Origin of the sequence: Cupriavidus sp. WKF15 (genome assembly GCF_029278605.1) — a bacterium.
In the GTDB taxonomy this organism is placed as follows: Bacteria; Pseudomonadota; Gammaproteobacteria; order Burkholderiales; family Burkholderiaceae; genus Cupriavidus.
Window position 1 is genome coordinate 1419611 of the sequence record NZ_CP119573.1, and the last position, 18148, is coordinate 1437758.

At 61.2% G+C, this 18148-nt stretch carries 13 protein-coding genes, 2 tRNA genes and 3 rRNA genes; 12 read left to right on the forward strand and 6 right to left on the reverse strand.

Annotated elements, in window-relative coordinates; all coding sequences use genetic code 11:
- Positions 1–112: 112 nt before the first annotated feature.
- The 3 genes from CupriaWKF_RS23860 to CupriaWKF_RS23870 form a co-directional block, all read right to left on the reverse strand.
- Positions 113–799 carry a TetR/AcrR family transcriptional regulator gene (locus CupriaWKF_RS23860; protein ID WP_276100931.1) on the reverse strand — a complete coding sequence of 229 codons (687 nt, stop codon included), beginning with the start codon at positions 797–799 and terminating at the stop codon, positions 113–115.
- 156 nt (positions 800–955) lie between these two features.
- Complete coding sequence (locus CupriaWKF_RS23865) at positions 956–1684, reverse strand: VIT1/CCC1 transporter family protein (RefSeq protein ID WP_276100932.1); 729 nt, start codon at positions 1682–1684, stop codon at positions 956–958.
- 63 nt (positions 1685–1747) lie between these two features.
- On the reverse strand, positions 1748–2638 hold the full coding sequence (locus CupriaWKF_RS23870; protein ID WP_276100933.1) for a LysR family transcriptional regulator: 891 nt from the start codon (positions 2636–2638) through the stop codon (positions 1748–1750).
- 112 nt (positions 2639–2750) lie between these two features.
- Here CupriaWKF_RS23870 and CupriaWKF_RS23875 point away from each other — a divergent pair, with 112 nt between their 5' ends.
- The 3 genes from CupriaWKF_RS23875 (at position 2751) to CupriaWKF_RS23885 (ending at position 5601) form a co-directional block, all read left to right on the forward strand.
- Positions 2751–3401 (forward strand): glutathione S-transferase, encoded by a 651-nt coding sequence (locus CupriaWKF_RS23875; protein ID WP_276100934.1) that lies wholly within the window; start codon positions 2751–2753, stop codon positions 3399–3401.
- A gap of 55 nt (positions 3402–3456) precedes the next feature.
- On the forward strand, positions 3457–4446 hold the full coding sequence (locus tag CupriaWKF_RS23880; RefSeq protein WP_276100935.1) for a pyridoxamine 5'-phosphate oxidase family protein: 990 nt from the start codon (positions 3457–3459) through the stop codon (positions 4444–4446).
- A gap of 147 nt (positions 4447–4593) precedes the next feature.
- Positions 4594–5601, forward strand: coding sequence for a tripartite tricarboxylate transporter substrate binding protein (locus CupriaWKF_RS23885; protein ID WP_276100936.1), 1008 nt, complete (start codon positions 4594–4596; stop codon positions 5599–5601).
- A 36-nt stretch (positions 5602–5637) separates the two neighbouring features.
- Here CupriaWKF_RS23885 and CupriaWKF_RS23890 read toward each other — a convergent pair whose 3' ends face one another.
- Positions 5638–6000 (reverse strand): hypothetical protein, encoded by a 363-nt coding sequence (locus CupriaWKF_RS23890; protein ID WP_346348606.1) that lies wholly within the window; start codon positions 5998–6000, stop codon positions 5638–5640.
- A 211-nt stretch (positions 6001–6211) separates the two neighbouring features.
- Positions 6212–7804 carry a 3'-5' exonuclease family protein gene (locus CupriaWKF_RS23895; RefSeq protein ID WP_276100938.1) on the reverse strand — a complete coding sequence of 531 codons (1593 nt, stop codon included), beginning with the start codon at positions 7802–7804 and terminating at the stop codon, positions 6212–6214.
- 483 nt (positions 7805–8287) lie between these two features.
- Between CupriaWKF_RS23895 and CupriaWKF_RS23900 the strand changes: the two genes are divergently transcribed.
- The 9 genes from CupriaWKF_RS23900 to CupriaWKF_RS23940 all read left to right on the forward strand — a co-directional run bounded on the left by CupriaWKF_RS23900 (position 8288) and on the right by CupriaWKF_RS23940 (position 17391).
- A 16S ribosomal RNA gene (locus tag CupriaWKF_RS23900) occupies positions 8288–9819 on the forward strand.
- 64 nt (positions 9820–9883) lie between these two features.
- Positions 9884–9960 (forward strand) — tRNA-Ile (locus CupriaWKF_RS23905).
- Between the two features lie 11 nt (positions 9961–9971).
- Positions 9972–10047, forward strand: a tRNA-Ala gene (locus CupriaWKF_RS23910).
- A gap of 304 nt (positions 10048–10351) precedes the next feature.
- Positions 10352–13232: ribosomal RNA gene (locus CupriaWKF_RS23915) — 23S ribosomal RNA — on the forward strand.
- A 129-nt stretch (positions 13233–13361) separates the two neighbouring features.
- Positions 13362–13475: ribosomal RNA gene (gene rrf, locus CupriaWKF_RS23920) — 5S ribosomal RNA — on the forward strand.
- The 16S, 23S and 5S rRNA genes sit together here with 2 tRNA genes alongside, the layout of an rRNA operon.
- Before the next feature lie 248 nt (positions 13476–13723).
- Positions 13724–14848, forward strand: coding sequence for a diguanylate cyclase (locus CupriaWKF_RS23925; RefSeq protein ID WP_276100939.1), 1125 nt, complete (start codon positions 13724–13726; stop codon positions 14846–14848).
- 45 nt (positions 14849–14893) lie between these two features.
- A complete protein-coding gene (locus tag CupriaWKF_RS23930; protein WP_276100940.1) occupies positions 14894–15130 on the forward strand; it encodes a hypothetical protein in 237 nt (78 codons plus the stop codon).
- Between the two features lie 145 nt (positions 15131–15275).
- Positions 15276–16874, forward strand: a complete 1599-nt coding sequence (locus tag CupriaWKF_RS23935; RefSeq protein ID WP_276100941.1) for an MFS transporter — start codon at positions 15276–15278, stop codon at positions 16872–16874.
- A 55-nt stretch (positions 16875–16929) separates the two neighbouring features.
- On the forward strand, positions 16930–17391 hold the full coding sequence (locus CupriaWKF_RS23940; RefSeq protein ID WP_276100942.1) for a MarR family transcriptional regulator: 462 nt from the start codon (positions 16930–16932) through the stop codon (positions 17389–17391).
- 22 nt (positions 17392–17413) lie between these two features.
- Here the strand turns inward: CupriaWKF_RS23940 and CupriaWKF_RS23945 are convergent, their stop codons facing one another.
- Positions 17414–18073: a response regulator gene (locus CupriaWKF_RS23945; RefSeq protein WP_276100943.1), complete on the reverse strand. Its 660-nt coding sequence runs from the start codon at positions 18071–18073 to the stop codon at positions 17414–17416.
- Between the last annotated feature and the right edge of the window lie 75 nt (positions 18074–18148).

Here is an 18148-nt window from a genome sequence, read left to right on the forward strand (position 1 = left end):
GATTCTAGGGGGCTTGCATGCGCCGTCAAAGCAAGGCGCATGCAAATTCATAGCGGCTATCGCCGGCCTGCATTACCTTCGGCCGGCAACAGGCAGGCACCCGTAACGGGAGTCAGGCCGGCGCCACTTCCACGCCCAGGTAGGCGGTCAGCATGCGAGTCATCTCGACTGGCAGCCGTTCGTCGTCCAGATGGAACGGCCCGGAATCGTTGAGCACCGCGTTGACAAGCATGCTGAATACCGCCTGCATGGCAAAGCGCACTCGCTGCTCAGCCTCGGTGGCGGGCAAGGGCAGGCGCGGCACCAGCAGCAGCACCATGCACTCGACCACCGCGTCGCCGTTCTGGCGATGTGGCAGCCATTCCTCAGGGCGAGTCGAAGCATGCCGTAGTGAAGCGCGGATGACGCCACGGTTGGCAATGACGCCGAGCACGAGGAAGCGCATGGTCTTCTCAAGCACCGTGTGCGTTGCGACATCCTCCCACCGCTGCTGGGCCAGGTAGCGTTCGACTGACTCGGCCGTTTCCTGGATCACCAGGGCGCGCAAGGCCTCGAAGTAGGCCATCTTGTCGCGGAAGCGGCCATAGAAGGCCCCCACCGACACCTGGCAGGCCGCAGCGATCTGGGCCACGGATACTGCGGCAAAGTCCCGTTGCGCCAGCAGTTCGCGTCCCGCGCCGAGCAGTGCCTGTTCGGTTTCGCGTGCGCGGCGCTGGCGCGGTGGCTGCAGGATCGAGGGGGTCTCCACGCGCGGAAAGGCGGAAGACGGGAAGGTGCCTCCTGTTGTAGTGTCTCGCATTTTTTATTTAGATAATTCGAATTACGATTCGGTTTTGAACCATACGGGCAGGGTGGTGGGGACGTCAAGCACGTTTTCACATTTCCGTCTGGTACGTCACTTGATATCGCGACGGTCTTACGGGGCGCGGGACGCCCACTCCTCATGTGCCGCGATCTACAGCGAACCAAACAGGGCACCGAGTCCATAGGTGAATGCCGCGGCCATGGCGCCAATCAGGATCTGCCTGGCGGCGGAGAACCAGCCATTGCGGCCATTGAAGGTTGACGTGCCCCACCCGACCAGACCCAGGGCTCCAAGGCAGGCCAGGATGCTCGACAGCTTTGCCGAAGGGCCGCTAGTGACCAGGAAGGGCAGCAGGGGCACCAGCGCGCCGCTGCCATACAAGACGAACGAGATCACTGCCGCCTGCACCGGATTGCCGCCGCGCTCCTTGGGGTTGATGCCAAGGACATCGCGCGCGAAGGTGTCGACCGCTGCCTTCGGGTTGCGCATGATTTCCGCCGCTTCACGCTCGGCGTCTGCGCGCGTGACGCCTTTGGCGGCAAGCACCGATACCAGCCTGTGCATGGCTGTGTCCGGCGCGTGCGCAATTTCGTGGGCCATGTCGCTCAGTCGCTTGGTGTTCATCTCGCGGCTGTTGGTGACCGACAGCCACTCGCCCAGCGCCATCGAGCACGCGCCAGCGATCAGGCCGGCGAGGCCTGCCAGAACCACGGCTTCACGCGTGGCCGCCGCGCCTTCCATGCCCATGACCAGGCAAAAGCTGGAGACCAGGCCATCGTTGACGCCGAGCACCGCGGCGCGCAGGGCGTTGCCGGTGGGGCGGTGGATCAGCCTGCGCACACGGGAGGCGAGACCGGCATGAGGTGGGGCATCGGACAAGGGCATGTCGCGTGGGGGGCACAGGTTGGTTCTCTGTGTAACGAACTTAGCAGCGGCCGGGCTTCAGCGAAAGCGCGGCTCGAGGTCCTCGCGCATCCATGCAAGGAAGGCGCGAGTGCGGGCCGGCAGCAGGCGCGCGTGCGGATAGATCAGCGATAGTGGCCAGGCGGGCAGTTCGAAAGGCTCGAGCACAATGCGCAACTGCCGGTGCCGGACCAGTTCGTCGACCTGGTAGGACAGGAAATGCCCGAAGCCCGCGCCGGCCGCGCACGCGGCCACCGCGGGAGCGGTCTGGTTGAATTCCAGGTTGCCCGTGACCGGTACCTGGAATTCCTTGCCTTGCTGCTGGAAGGTCCACCAGTGTGCGCTGGAGCCTGTCACGCGGATGCACGCAGCATGGGCCAGTTCATCTGGGTGCCCTGGCACGCCATGGCGGCGCAGTAGCGCCGGCGTGGCCACAACGACTCGGCGGATGTGGCCGACAGTCTGCGCGACCAGCGTGGAATCGGCCAGCGGACCGATGCGCACGCCGACATCCAGGTCCTCTTCGAGCAGGTTGACGACACGGTCGGTGAATGACATGCGGCATTGCACCTTCGGGTAGCGCTGTGCGAAGCGTGTCACGGCGGGGGCTACGTACATCTGGCCAAACAGCATCGGTGCGGTCAGGTGGAGCTGGCCGGTTGGCTCGACGTGGCGTTCGGTCAGACCGGCTTCCACTTCGTCGATGGTGGCAAGGATGCGTCTGCAGCTGTCGAGATAACGCCGGCCCTCGTCAGTGAGCGACAGGCGCCGGGTGGTGCGGTTGAGCAGGCGGACCTGCAGCGCCGACTCCAGTGCGGCCAACGAACGTACCACGGCTGGCAGCGAGGAATCGAGCGACGCGGCGGCGGCGGTCAGGCTGCCGTCGTCGACGATGCGCACGAAAGTCTGCATGGCTCTCAGCTTGTCCATGTCGGCACATTACTCCGATTTCCGGAGTAGTCAAATACGATCGGTCATCTTTATTGCGAGCCTGGCCAATCCCACAATGACCTCATTCCATCCCCAGCCAACGGAGTCTGCCATGCCCAATCCGACCGCGCCGTCCGCTCCCCCGACACCGCTGATCCTGTATCGCTTTCCGCTGTCCGGCCACGCGCACCGCGCGGAACTGATGCTTTCCTTGCTGGGCCTGCCATACCGGCTGGTCGACGTCGACCTGCGTGGCGGCGAGCACAAGCGCGAGGCGTTCCTGCGTCTCAATCCGTTCGGGCAGGTGCCGGTGCTCGATGACGCCGGCACGATCGTCAGCGACTCGAATGCCATCCTGGTGTACCTTGCCATGCGCTATGACGACGGCAACTGGCTGCCGCGCGATCCGGCCGGGGCCGCGGCGGTGCAGCGCTGGCTGTCGGTCGCGGCGGGAGAGATCGCGTTCGGTCCCGCCGCGGCGCGCCTTTCCGTGCTGTTCGGTGCCGCGCTGCCGGTTGAGGATGCGCGCGCCCGTGCCAACCGCCTGTTTGCGCTGATGGAGCCGATCCTGGCCGGCCAGCCGTTCCTGGCGGCCAGCCACGCCACGTTGGCCGATGTGGCCGCATACAGCTACATCGCGCGGGCGGAAGAGGGCGGCGTCGACCTGTCGCCATACCCGGCGCTCAATGCCTGGCTTCGGCGCATCGAGACACTGCCCGGATTCGTCCCGATGCCGGTGTCGCACGCAGGGCTCGCCGCTTGAGCGAACGCTCGCGAGCCAGCTGGCCGCGCGCGCTTTGACCATCCAGGAGTTCATCATGGAACTGCCCGAACGACCCGATCGCGATTCCCCCTTTCATGCCGGCGAGCTTGCCGCTCAGGAGCGTGCAGGCGTGCGCGAGCGGATGGATGCCGCTGGCTGGCGAATGATCCGTGCCGAGATGCCCGAGCAGCACCGGACGTTCTTTGGTCAGCTGCCGTTCCTGGTTGCCGGTGCGGTCGACGACAGTGGGCTGCCGTGGGCGACACTGCTGACGGGGGAGCCGGGCTTTGCCTATTCGCCTGACCCGGGCCATCTGCGCGTGGATGCCTTGCCAACGGCCGGCGACCCGCTCCAGCCATGGCTGAAGGAGGGAAGGCGCATTGGTCTGCTCGGCATCGAGCTGCCAACGCGGCGCCGCAATCGCATGAACGGCACGATCGCCATGCGTGATGACGGCGGCATCACCGTGGCGGTCGAACAGAGCTTCGGTAACTGCCCGCGCTATATCCAGTTGCGCCAACTGGACCACGCCCGGTCTTCGGAGCCGTCGGCCGTTGCATGGCAGGGAAGTGAACTGGATACGGCCGCCATGGCCCTGCTGCGCAGTGCGGACACCCTGTTCGTCGCCAGCCACTACAAGGCGAAGCAAGGCGAGGTTAGCGGCGATGGCGAAGGCGTCGATGTGTCTCACCGCGGCGGCAAGCCAGGCTTCATTCGCGTGGACGACGCGCGCACGCTGACCTTTCCAGATTTCAGCGGCAACAATCTCTTCAATACCATTGGCAACCTGCTGGTCAATGCGCGTGCCGGGATCGTCGTGCCGGACTTCTGCAACGGTTCCCTGCTGCATCTCAGTGGCGAAGCCGAAGTGATCTGGGATGGCGCCGAGGTCCGTGCTTTTGCGGGCGCGGAGCGGCTGGTGCGCGTGCATGTGGCTTCCGTTGTGTGCCGCGAACATGCGCTGCCATGGCGTGGGCAACTTCATGAGTACTCCCCGTGGCTGGCAGACACCGGCTCCTGGGCGGAAGGCTGGCGCGGGGCTTGAACGATTAGCACCAGACCTTGTTTGCATGGAAAGCCAATGTGAGGGCTACAAAAATGTCATAAAAACGTCACAATAGCGGCTGGCCGTCGCCGGACGTCTGCCGCTACCGCTGGTATCCGCGGTGGCCCATACAAGGAGAAATAAGACATGAAGACGTCGAAGAACGAGCCGCGGTCCCGTCCGAACCCTTTCCGGCGTGCCCTGCTTGCCTTGGCCGCGGCACCGCTCGCCATCGCGGCGGGTACCGCGCAAGCGGCGTGGCCTGAGAAGCCGATCAGGCTGGTGGTGGCCTTCCCGCCGGGCGGGCCGGTCGATACCCACGCGCGGCTGCTGGCGGAAAAGCTGCAGCCGCTGCTTGGCCAGTCGATCGTGCTGGACTACAAGGCTGGTGCCGCGGGCAATATCGGCTCCGACAACGTCGCCAAGTCGGCCCCGGACGGCTACACCTTGCTACTGGCCAATACCGGACAGATGGCCATCAACAATTCGCTGTATCCGAAGCTGCCATACAGCATGCCGAAGGATTTCGCACCGGTCGCGCGTACCGCGCTCATTCCGCTTGTGATGGTGGTGAACAACAACGTGCCGGCGCGCAACCTCAAGGAGTTCATCGCTTACGCCAAGGCCAACCCCGGGAAGCTGAATTTTGCGTCGGGCGGCAACGGCGGCATCTCCCACCTGATGCCCGAACTGTTCAAGCAGGCATCGGGCACGTTCATCGTGCACATCCCCTACAAGGGCAGCGCACCGGCATTGACCGACGTGATGGGCGGCCAGGCGCAGATGATGGCCGATTCGATCCCGCTGTTCACGCAATACATCAAGGCTGGCAAAGTGCGCGCACTAGGCGTGACATCGAAGCAGCGCTCGCCGGCCTTGCCCGACGTGCCGACCCTGGAAGAGGGCGGCCTGAAGGGATTCGAAGTGGTGGGCTTCTACGGCATGCTCGCGCCGGCGGGCACGCCGAAGGAAATCGTGGCGCGCCTCTCGAACGCTTTGCATACGGTACTGGCCGACCCGGATACCAAGTCCAGGCTGGAGCAGCAGGGCGCCGAGCCTGCCTGGCAGTCGCCGGAGGCTTTTACGGCCACCATCGTGGCAGAGCAGAAGCGCTGGGGGCAGGCTGTAAAAGTGTCGGGCGCCAAGATCGACTGAGTCCGGCAGCGCCGGAAGCTGCGCGTACGCCGGCCCTTATTGGAGGGTGCGGTGTTTGAGTGCGCCGCAATTCCCGACGAGCGTGGTGACGCAGCAAGCGTCGCCGCGCCATTCTCCCCACATGACCGCGTCGTCCGGCCCCGCTACCAGCCGGCGTTCGCAGCGGCCAGGCGGGCGCGATGCATCCGCGCCGGCGTCGTGGGCTTCAGTGCCCGGTGGCCTGGCGGGTGGCGGCACAATATCTTGCCAAACGTAGGCCGTGCCGCCGGGTACCGCCTGCACGGTCTGCGGTGGCCCCCACTGAGCCTTGGCCTCGTCGATGGGTACCCCCTTCCAGGAGTCGAGCAAGTCCTGCATCGTACGGTTTTCCATGCTGGCGCAAGCACTGGTCAGTGTCATTGCGAATGCTGCTGCCGCTGCGGGGGCAGTACAAACGATCGCGGCCCGGCGGGCGCGCCGGGCGAGGAGAAGGAAACATGAGGCCGGCATGGGGCGACTCCGCGGCTGCACATCAGGGAGCCAGGCCCCTCAATGAAGGCTAGCGGAGCCGCTCCGAGCGGTGCAAGCGGGCTATGCGTGCTGGCGCACGGAGGCTCGGAACTTTGACGCGTCAGACGTCGAACAGACCTGGCGATGGTTGATGCCGGGCCCGAGCCTTGCCTGATACCTGCCTGCGTGGTGCTGTCGAAATGGCACCGTCGTTGGAAACGGGGGGCTCGCAAAGGGCAAGCTCGAAGCTGCGCGTAGAGGCAAGGTGCACGACGTGCGGCATCCACTGCGGCAGCCGTGAAACCAGGATCTGGTAGGTATCCAGTTCGAATCGCGCAGGCGCTGCAAGCAGGGCCGCGGCATCATCTTGGGTTGGTGCCGAGCCCAAATAGCACCAGTCCTCCACGACATGCCACCAGTTTTGCGTTCCCGAAGCTTCGGACCAGGCGACCGGGCCACTGAAGGGCCAGGGTTTGAGTTCCGATCCCGCCATGGCCTTGGCGATTCTCGCGCGGTGGCTGCGTGAATCCTCTTCACCGACGCAGGCACCCTCACATCGGTGAAGCTGTCGCGCGAAACAGGGACTACCTGCGCGTGTCGTCTTCTCCAGCAAAAGCGTTGCGTGGCAGAGTTGATGATCATCGGCCAGCCGGCGAAGCCAGGCTTGCGCTGCGCCTCGGCTCGGGAACGTGCCATACAGATGGCCGCGGCGGCTGAAGTCGGTGTCGTCGTCCGAACGCAGGCGCGGCACGGGCAGTTCCGGAGCCAGCTCCCACGTGTACAGCCGGTTGTTCCGGCGCAGCATCTGATTGTGGATGGGCTGCATGGACTTGACCAGGCTTGCTTCGAGCAGCAGGGCGCCGATTTCCCCGCCGGTCTCGCGCCATTCCACGCGCCGGACTAGCCGGGCCAGGCGCATGTCCTTGCCGACGCGGTGGTCGCCGGAGAAATGCGCGCCGATCCGTTGCCGCAGATGCACGCTCTTGCCTATATAGAGTGGCGCATCGTTGTCGCCGTAGAACAGATAGACTCCCGCGGTATCTGGCACGTCGTCCAGCGCCGTTTCTTCAAGGCCGGCGGGCAGGCTGGCGCGGCGGACCAGCGCTTGCGTGGCGGCAGCGATGAGCTCCACGGAATAAAGCGCATGGATCTTCTGCCAGAACTGCCAGAGCAGTTCGGCATCGGCCAGCGCCCGGTGGCGTGCGCGGGGCTCGAGCCCGAAGCGGGCAACAAGCGCGTCAAGCCCGTGCTTTGCCGCCGACGGGAACAGGGAGCGCGACAGCCTGACCGTGCACAGGACATCCGCACGGAAGGTGAGCCCGGCGCGGCGGAATTCGTTCTTCAGGAATCCGTAGTCGAAGCGCGCGTTGTGGGCGACGAAAAGCCGGCCTTGCAGCCGCTCGGCCAATGTCTCGGCGATCGACGCGAACGTGGGCTGACCTCGGACCATCTCATCCGTGATGCCGGTCAGGCGCTGGATGAACGGTGGAATGCTTGCGCCGGGGTCTAGCAGCGTGTCCCACTCCTGGATTCCATCCGGGCCGACCTCCACGACACCGATCTCGGTGATCCGGTCATGCTGGGCATCGGCGCCGGTGGTTTCCAGGTCCACGAACACGATTGGACGCAATAGCGCCGCCGCGAGGGATTGCGCGTCGGCGTAGGTCGCTTTTGCTGGCGGCTGGCCTGCGAGAGAGGGAGGAGTGTCCTGCATGAGCAGATTCTAAGGGGGCTGGGCCGGCGTCAGAGTGTGATTAAAAAACGCTTGCCAAGGCTGCCCTGGTCCCGTAGTATTCGCCCCCTCGCAACACGACGCGGCGCTGCAAAGCAGACGCAGCAAGGGTTGCGGGTCGATCGGGTGGTTCGGCAGCGCGCAGTTGGCGCAGCCAACCGAAGCAAAAAAGATTGCTGACCCTGGTTGACGAAGCGAAGAAAGTTCTGCATAATCTTCCTTCTCTGCTGCTGACAACGCAGCGCGCTGAACGGCAAAGCCGGCGGCGAAGTTCTTTAACAATCAAACAACCGATAAGTGTGGGCGCTGGGTAGCGGACGCACGAGGTCTTCGGACTTCGGAGCTTCAAAAGTTATCAGTGCTCGCACAGCAAAGCGTGACTGGATTTTCGGATCTGGTCAGTCAGTTTTCTGAGAGTGAGCGACCGCTCGAAAGAGCGAGGACCTTCGGGTCCACACAGAGATTGAACTGAAGAGTTTGATCCTGGCTCAGATTGAACGCTGGCGGCATGCCTTACACATGCAAGTCGAACGGCAGCGCGGGCTTCGGCCTGGCGGCGAGTGGCGAACGGGTGAGTAATACATCGGAACGTGCCCTGTCGTGGGGGATAACTAGTCGAAAGATTAGCTAATACCGCATACGACCCGAGGGTGAAAGCGGGGGACCGTAAGGCCTCGCGCGATAGGAGCGGCCGATGTCTGATTAGCTAGTTGGTGGGGTAAAGGCCCACCAAGGCGACGATCAGTAGCTGGTCTGAGAGGACGATCAGCCACACTGGGACTGAGACACGGCCCAGACTCCTACGGGAGGCAGCAGTGGGGAATTTTGGACAATGGGGGCAACCCTGATCCAGCAATGCCGCGTGTGTGAAGAAGGCCTTCGGGTTGTAAAGCACTTTTGTCCGGAAAGAAATCCTCTGGGTTAATACCTCGGGGGGATGACGGTACCGGAAGAATAAGCACCGGCTAACTACGTGCCAGCAGCCGCGGTAATACGTAGGGTGCGAGCGTTAATCGGAATTACTGGGCGTAAAGCGTGCGCAGGCGGTTTGATAAGACAGGCGTGAAATCCCCGGGCTTAACCTGGGAATGGCGCTTGTGACTGTCAGGCTAGAGTGCGTCAGAGGGGGGTAGAATTCCACGTGTAGCAGTGAAATGCGTAGAGATGTGGAGGAATACCGATGGCGAAGGCAGCCCCCTGGGACGTGACTGACGCTCATGCACGAAAGCGTGGGGAGCAAACAGGATTAGATACCCTGGTAGTCCACGCCCTAAACGATGTCAACTAGTTGTTGGGGATTCATTTCTTCAGTAACGTAGCTAACGCGTGAAGTTGACCGCCTGGGGAGTACGGTCGCAAGATTAAAACTCAAAGGAATTGACGGGGACCCGCACAAGCGGTGGATGATGTGGATTAATTCGATGCAACGCGAAAAACCTTACCTACCCTTGACATGCCACTAACGAAGCAGAGATGCATTAGGTGCCCGAAAGGGAAAGTGGACACAGGTGCTGCATGGCTGTCGTCAGCTCGTGTCGTGAGATGTTGGGTTAAGTCCCGCAACGAGCGCAACCCTTGTCTCTAGTTGCTACGAAAGGGCACTCTAGAGAGACTGCCGGTGACAAACCGGAGGAAGGTGGGGATGACGTCAAGTCCTCATGGCCCTTATGGGTAGGGCTTCACACGTCATACAATGGTGCGTACAGAGGGTTGCCAACCCGCGAGGGGGAGCTAATCCCAGAAAACGCATCGTAGTCCGGATCGTAGTCTGCAACTCGACTACGTGAAGCTGGAATCGCTAGTAATCGCGGATCAGCATGCCGCGGTGAATACGTTCCCGGGTCTTGTACACACCGCCCGTCACACCATGGGAGTGGGTTTTGCCAGAAGTAGTTAGCCTAACCGCAAGGAGGGCGATTACCACGGCAGGGTTCATGACTGGGGTGAAGTCGTAACAAGGTAGCCGTATCGGAAGGTGCGGCTGGATCACCTCCTTTCCAGAGGCGCGCGTTCTGCGTGTCCAGTGTCCACACTTATCGGTTTGTTTGCTGTTACAGCCAAGGGTCTGTAGCTCAGGTGGTTAGAGCACCGTCTTGATAAGGCGGGGGTCGTAGGTTCAAGTCCTACCAGACCCACCAAGTTATCCGAGGGGGGATTAGCTCAGCTGGGAGAGCACCTGCTTTGCAAGCAGGGGGTCGTCGGTTCGATCCCGTCATCCTCCACCATCACTCTGCCGAGTGAGCACGGATACCCTGGAATTGGTGGTCAAAGGAAAGCATTCACTGAGTGCTTCCCTTTGGCATTGCCAAGCGATCGCGGGTCTGACCTGCGGATCGGCTGTTCTTTAACAATATGGGATGTAGTAAAGGTGTCGCGCGAGCGTTGATGAGACGCTGCAGTACCAACGCGATACCGGGTTGTGATTGTATCAACCAAAGTATTTAAGTGATCGAAAGATGACTTGGAATACGGCACAAATGCGAGAACTCACCTGTAGCGAAGGGTCTCACTGAGACACACTCGTTATAGGGTCAAGCGAACAAGTGCATGTGGTGGATGCCTTGGCGATCACAGGCGATGAAGGACGCGGTAGCCTGCGAAAAGCTTCGGGGAGCTGGCAAACGAGCTTTGATCCGGAGATGTCCGAATGGGGAAACCCGGCCCGTATGGGTCATCGCTGACTGAATACATAGGTCAGCGAAGCGAACGCGGCGAACTGAAACATCTAAGTAGCTGCAGGAACAGAAATCAATCGAGATTCCCAAAGTAGTGGCGAACGAAATGGGAAGAGCCTTGTACTCTTTAGCAGTGTTGTTAGCAGAACGGGATGGAAAGCCCGGCCATAGCAGGTGATAGCCCTGTATGCGAAAACAGCGTTGTGGAACTAGGTGTACGACAAGTAGGGCGGGACACGTGAAATCCTGTCTGAAGATGGGGGGACCATCCTCCAAGGCTAAATACTCGTGATCGACCGATAGTGAACCAGTACCGTGAGGGAAAGGCGAAAAGAACCCCGGGAGGGGAGTGAAATAGATCCTGAAACCGCATGCATACAAACAGTCGGAGCCTGGAAACGGGTGACGGCGTACCTTTTGTATAATGGGTCAGCGACTTACATTCAGTGGCGAGCTTAACCGATTAGGGCAGGCGTAGCGAAAGCGAGTCCGAACAGGGCGATGAGTCGCTGGGTGTAGACCCGAAACCAGATGATCTATCCATGGCCAGGTTGAAGGTGCGGTAACACGTACTGGAGGACCGAACCCACTAACGTTGAAAAGTTAGGGGATGAGCTGTGGATAGGGGTGAAAGGCTAAACAAATCTGGAAATAGCTGGTTCTCTCCGAAAACTATTTAGGTAGTGCCTCGTGTGTCACCTTCGGGGGTAGAGCACTGTCATGGTTGGGGGGTCTATTGCTGATTACCCCGCCATAGCAAACTCCGAATACCGAAGAGTGCAATCACGGGAGACAGACATCGGGTGCTAACGTCCGGTGTCAAGAGGGAAACAACCCAGACCGCCAGCTAAGGTCCCCAAGATTGGCTAAGTGGGAAACGAAGTGGGAAGGCTAAAACAGTCAGGAGGTTGGCTTAGAAGCAGCCACCCTTTAAAGAAAGCGTAATAGCTCACTGATCGAGTCGTCCTGCGCGGAAGATGTAACGGGGCTAAGCCAGTCACCGAAGCTGCGGACGCACAGCAATGTGCGTGGTAGGAGAGCGTTCCGTAAGCCTGTGAAGGTGTCTTGTAAAGGATGCTGGAGGTATCGGAAGTGCGAATGCTGACATGAGTAGCGATAAAGGGGGTGAAAGGCCCCCTCGCCGTAAGCCCAAGGTTTCCTACGCAACGTTCATCGGCGTAGGGTGAGTCGGCCCCTAAGGCGAGGCAGAGATGCGTAGCTGATGGGAAGCAGGTTAATATTCCTGCACCGTCGTATGATGCGATGGGGGGACGGATCGCGGAAGGTTGTCCGGGTGTTGGAAGTCCCGGTCCCTGTAGTGGAGAAGGCGCTTAGGCAAATCCGGGCGCGCAATTCAAGGCTATGGGGCGAGCGGCTTTATGCTGCGAAGCAATTGGAAGTGGTTCCAAGAAAAGCCTCTAAGCTTCAGTCATACGAGACCGTACCGCAAACCGACACAGGTGGGCGAGATGAGTATTCTAAGGCGCTTGAGAGAACTCGGGAGAAGGAACTCGGCAAATTGGTACCGTAACTTCGGGATAAGGTACGCCCTGGTAGCTTGACTGGCCTGCGCCAGAAGGGTGAAGGGGTTGCAATAAAATGGTGGCTGCGACTGTTTAATAAAAACACAGCACTCTGCAAACACGAAAGTGGACGTATAGGGTGTGACGCCTGCCCGGTGCCGGAAGATTAAATGATGGGGTGCAAGCTCTTGATTGAAGTCCCGGTAAACGGCGGCCGTAACTATAACGGTCCTAAGGTAGCGAAATTCCTTGTCGGGTAAGTTCCGACCTGCACGAATGGCGTAACGATGGCCACACTGTCTCCTCCCGAGACTCAGCGAAGTTGAAGTGTTTGTGATGATGCAATCTCCCCGCGGCTAGACGGAAAGACCCCATGAACCTTTACTGTAGCTTTGCATTGGACTTTGAACCGATCTGTGTAGGATAGGTGGGAGGCTTTGAAGCGTGGACGCTAGTTCACGTGGAGCCGTCCTTGAAATACCACCCTGGTTTGTTTGAGGTTCTAACCTTGGCCCGTGAATCCGGGTCGGGGACAGTGCATGGTAGGCAGTTTGACTGGGGCGGTCTCCTCCCAAAGTGTAACGGAGGAGTTCGAAGGTACGCTTGGTACGGTCGGACATCGTACCTAAAGTGCAATGGCAAAAGCGTGCTTAACTGCGAGACCGACAAGTCGAGCAGGTGCGAAAGCAGGACATAGTGATCCGGTGGTTCTGAATGGAAGGGCCATCGCTCAACGGATAAAAGGTACTCTGGGGATAACAGGCTGATACCGCCCAAGAGTTCATATCGACGGCGGTGTTTGGCACCTCGATGTCGGCTCATCTCATCCTGGGGCTGTAGCCGGTCCCAAGGGTATGGCTGTTCGCCATTTAAAGAGGTACGTGAGCTGGGTTTAAAACGTCGTGAGACAGTTTGGTCCCTATCTGCCGTGGGCGTTGGAATCTTGACGGGGGCTGCTCCTAGTACGAGAGGACCGGAGTGGACGTACCGCTGGTGTACCTGTTGTCTCGCCAGAGGCATCGCAGGGTAGCTATGTACGGAAGAGATAACCGCTGAAAGCATCTAAGCGGGAAACTCGCCTGAAGATGAGGATTCCCTGGCGGCTTGACCGCCTTGAAGGGTCGTTCGAGACCAGGACGTTGATAGGCTGGGTGTGGAAGCGCAGTAATGCGTTAAGCTAACCAGTACTAATTGCCCGTAAGGCTTGATCCTATAACCAGTGTGTTTTAGCCTGGTGAGTGGAAAATCGCCTTGTGCCGATACAGCACAACCCGAAGACTACAAAGACTACATCCCGAATTGGTGACGCTGACCCACCTGTCAGCGCCACAACCCCTTATGCCTGGTGACCATAGCGAGTTGGAACCACCCCTTCCCATCCCGAACAGGTCCGTGAAACGACTCCGCGCCGATGATAGTGCGGATTACCCGTGTGAAAGTAGGTCATCGCCAGGCTCTTACAATGCAAAACCCCTCGACAGCGTGTGCTGCGAGGGGTTTTTGCTTTGGGGCGGCGGCGAGCGAAGAGATCGTATCGATGGCGTTTTGTTATCGGCTGACGGCAAGCCCCCTAAACTCTCTCTGACCTGGGTCAATCTGCCTTATCGATAAGGCGTTACGTTGCCGGTAACTTGCGGGGATGGATGTACCTGGAAACCCCTCGGGGTGGTTCTGGTGCGATCCGACGCTTACCCAGGATTCCGATGACGCATGTCCGCACGGCTCGCTACGGTGTCATTCGCGCGATGGCATTTGCCGCGCTCGTCGCAGCGTTGCTTGTCGGAGGCGGCGTGTACCTGACGGCGGAGTTCGACAAGCAGGTCCTCAACGGCATCATCTACATTCAGACGGCCGTCATATCCGGTATGGGACTGATCGTCTTCCTTGGAACGTCGGTCTATCTCATTCGCAAGCACGATGACGCATTGCGGAAGTCACGAACCAGCCAATGGCTTGTGGAACAGGCGTTTGAGCTGACGCAGGACGGCCTGATGATCACGGACGCAAGCGGAGTCATCGAGAAGGTCAATCCTGCCTTCTCCAGGTTGACCGGTTTCGGCGTGAACGAACTGGTGGGAAGCACCCCGCGCTTGTTCAGTTCCGGACGCCAGCCCCCGGAGTTCTATCGCGACATGTGGCGAGCGCTCAAGGAAGACGGCCAGTGGCGCGGGGAGTTGTGGAACCGGCGCAAGGATGGCGCGATTTATCGGGAATCCTTGTCCATCAGCGGCATTCGCGGTGTGGGCGGTTCGTATTCCAATTTTGTCGCGGTATGTTCGGACATCACGCAACGCCAGCAGGAGGAGGAACGTCTCGGTTTCCTTGCCACGCACGATACGTTGACTGGCTTGCCAAATCGCATGCTGTTGGGCGAGCGCCTGGCGCGAACCATTGCTCGTGCCCGGCGTGCATCGAGCCTTGCTGCAGTGATGTTTCTCGATCTCGACGGATTCAAGGCGATCAACGATACGCTGGGGCACGGCGTTGGCGATGAAACGCTGATTGCCGTCGCGCAGCGCTTGAGGGAAGCGGTGCGTGAGTCCGATACTGTCGCGCGTCTGGGTGGCGACGAATTTGCGATTGTGCTCGAGGATATTGCCGATCGGCACTGGGTGGCCGCATTTGCGGAATTGCTGCTGCACGTAGTCGCTGATCTGAAGCAGGTGCAAGGCCAAACGGTGTCCGTGACCCCGAGTATTGGCATCAGCGTGTTTCCCGACGATGCAACGGAGCCGGCGGAGCTGCTGGCATGTGCGGACCACGGCATGTACGCGGCCAAGCATGCGGGCAAGAATGCGTTCCGCTTCTATTGTGGAAACCGGGTCTGAGTGATTGGCGCATGTGAGCGCCGGGCCCTACCAAGAGGATGCTTCATGTACATGGTCTACTGGTCCGAAGCGCATGAGACCGGACTCACGCCGCACGCACAGTCGTTCCCGGGCGATGCAATGCGCGAAGCGCTGCGCCTGACTGAAACGCTGCGCCAGCGCCAGCACGCGGGCGAGCCGGTGAGCTTTGTGACACTGTGCTCGGAAAACCCGAACTCGGTTGGACGAGCGGGGGTTGCGGATCCGCCGGCCGATTATGAGTGGAGAAAGCGGCGGCCGTGAGAAACGGCGAATTCGTTGTATGGCAGCCGTAATCCTTTTCTAAGGCTGCGTGTTGCGGAACCCACTGGCTGTGTGATCCTTCCCCACAAAATTCGCCAACTCATCCTATAATAATTGACATTACAACGATTGACTGGGCAATAAAATGACGTCAAGTGCACAACCAGGACATGGTGGCGGGCAGGTTCTCCCGTTTCGCGAGTCGCTGCTCGCGATGCTGGGAGTCGCTTTCGTGTCGATGCTGGTGGCACTGGACCAGACGGTGGTCGGGACGGCCTTGCCGACGGTCGTCGCCGAGCTGCAGGGATTCGAGTACTACGCCTGGGTCGCGACGTCGTATCTGCTGTTGTCCGTCATCACCGTGCCGATCTTCGGGCGCCTTGGCGACTACTACGGCCGCAAGCCCTTCGTGCTGGCGTCCATCGTCGTGTTCTCGGTGGCCTCCGCCTTGTGCGGCATGGCGACGAGCATGCCGTTCCTGGTGGCGGCGCGCGGCTTGCAGGGCATCGGCGGCGGCATGCTGGTGGGCACCGCCTTCGCGTGCATTCCGGATCTGTTCCCGGACTCGCATGTCAGGCTGCGCTGGCAGGTGCTGATGAGCGCGGCGTTTGGCGTGGCCAATGCGATCGGGCCGTCTTTGGGCGGCGTGCTCACCGAGTTGTACGGCTGGCGCAGCGTGTTCTACGTGAATCTGCCGGTGGGGGCGCTGAGCCTCTGGTTCGTCTGGCGCTACTTGCCGCATCTGCGCCAGCAGTCGCACAGCGAGCCGATCCGGGTCGACTGGCTCGGTGCCGTGCTGATCGGCGTGGGGCTGGGGTGCATGCAGATGAGTGTTGAACTGTTGCCGCAACGCGGCGTCGACTGGCTGACCGCAGGGCTGCTGGTCGCAGCCGTCGCGGCGCTGATCGGGTTGTGGCAATGGGAGCGCCGCTGCGCCAATCCCATCCTGCCGCTGGACATGTTCCGGCACCCGGGCGTGGCGCCGCTATTCCAGCTTGCAGTGCTGGTGGGCTTTACTATGTTCGCGCTGCTGATCTACGCGCCGCTGCTGCTGCAGGGCGGGTTCGGATACTCGCCCCGCGACGCCGGTCTGCTGGTGACGCCGCTGGTGGTTTGCATCATGGCTGGCAGCATCGTAAACGGCCGCATCATTACGCGTATCCGCCATCCGAACGCCATGCTGTTCGCCGGCTTCGGCATGCTGGCCGCCGGCTGCCTAGCGCTGTCACAGGCCACGCGCAGCATGTCGCATCCGGTGCTGCTGGCGATCATGCTGATGGCGGGGTTCGGGCTGGGTTTCATCATGCCGAACCTGACGGTGTTCGCGCAGCAGACGGTCGGCCGGGAGCACCTCGGCATCGCCACGGCGATGCTGCAGTCGTTGCGCATGGTCGGTGGCATGATCGGTACTGCGATCGTCGGCACGATAGTGACGCGCTCCTATACCGCTGGCGTGGAACAGTCGCTGGCATCGGCCAATGCCCTGGGCTGGCTCAGCCGAATGTCGGATCCGCAGATACTGATCGACAAGGCTGCGCAGGCAGGCTTGCTGACCGAACTGCAGCAGGCAGGGCACAATGGCGCCTTGCTGCTGGAGCAGTCGCGTGTTTCCCTCGTGACGGCGATCCACCTGGGGCTTGTCATTGCCGCGGTTGCCGCGCTGGTGGGCCTGTGGCGTGCGCGACGCGTGCCGCCGGTCAGGCTGGCGCGTGCCGGCCAGCAACCGGCCATGGCGGCTGACTGAGACTACCGTGGCGCGGCATGAATGACCTGCCGCGGCCTTGAATTCGGGAGAATGGATGGAACTGGAGCGACAAAGCCTGGCGGTACTGCAGCAGTTCGGGCGGACCTACCGCGCCTATGCGTCTGCTTTCGAGCAGCGCATCGGGCTGCCGTTGCCGCGCTGGCGCATCCTGTTTGCGCTGCACACGCAGGAAGATGCCATCGCGCAGAAGGCCCTGGCTGAGCGCGTGAGCATGGACCCGGGCGCACTGACACGGCAACTCAAGGCGATGGAGGAGTTGGGCTGGGTCTTGCGCAATACCTCGGAGCGCGACAACCGCGTCACGCATGTCACGCTGTCCGCGTCAGGAAGGACCATGGTGGAAGGCAAGCTTCCCCTGCGCTCGGCTTTTCTCCAGGATGTTCTGGAGAACGTCCCCGAGTCGACCATGATCGAACTTTCGAGAGGCCTGGCCCAGCTGGAGGCAGGCATTGCCGATGCCGTGGCCCGCGCCGCGGAGCTGGCCGACGCCCAGTGAGGGGCCGGCGCAATACGCTTTGCTAGCTCGGCAGCAGGATGCCCTGGCGTGCCGCGCATTCGAAGAGCTCGCGATCATTGCTGGCCCCCAGCTTCTGCATGGCGCAGTTCTTCTGGCGGCTGATGGTCTTGACGCTGCGGCACAGGATGGCGGCAATCTCGCTGACCGAGCGCCCGCTCAGATAGAGCCGGATGACTTCCGTTTCACGCACCGACAGGCGCTGCGCAACCTGCTGTCCGGGTTCGAGCAGGCTGTCCGGATTGGTTTGCGCCAGGATCTCGAGCGCCGATTTGCCAATGTAGTTGAAGCCCCGCTGGATGCGTGCGACGACGGTGACCAGTTCGCACAGCGGCGCGTCCTTCAGCATCAGCCCATGGACGCGCGCATTGAGAATCGAACGCAGGATCATGGGATTGGTGATCATGGTGAGCACAATCACGCCAACCGTCGGATGGCGCCGCCGCAGCGTGGAGATCAGCCGGATGCCATCCGAGTCCCTGGGGCCGGGCATGTGATAGTCGGTGATCACGATGTCCGGGTGTAGTGCCTCGACGCTACTCAGCAACTCGGTGGCGCTGGTGGCCACGCCGCACACCACCCAGCCGGGCTGCGTCTGCAATTGGTCCCGGACAGCAGCGCAGACGACCGGATGGTCGTCGGCCAGCAGGATTTTCAGTGTCATGGCGCGGGCTCCTTGTCGTGGGAATGGCAGACTGCATTGCGCCCAAAAAATCGCCGCACGTCATGACGGCGTGCG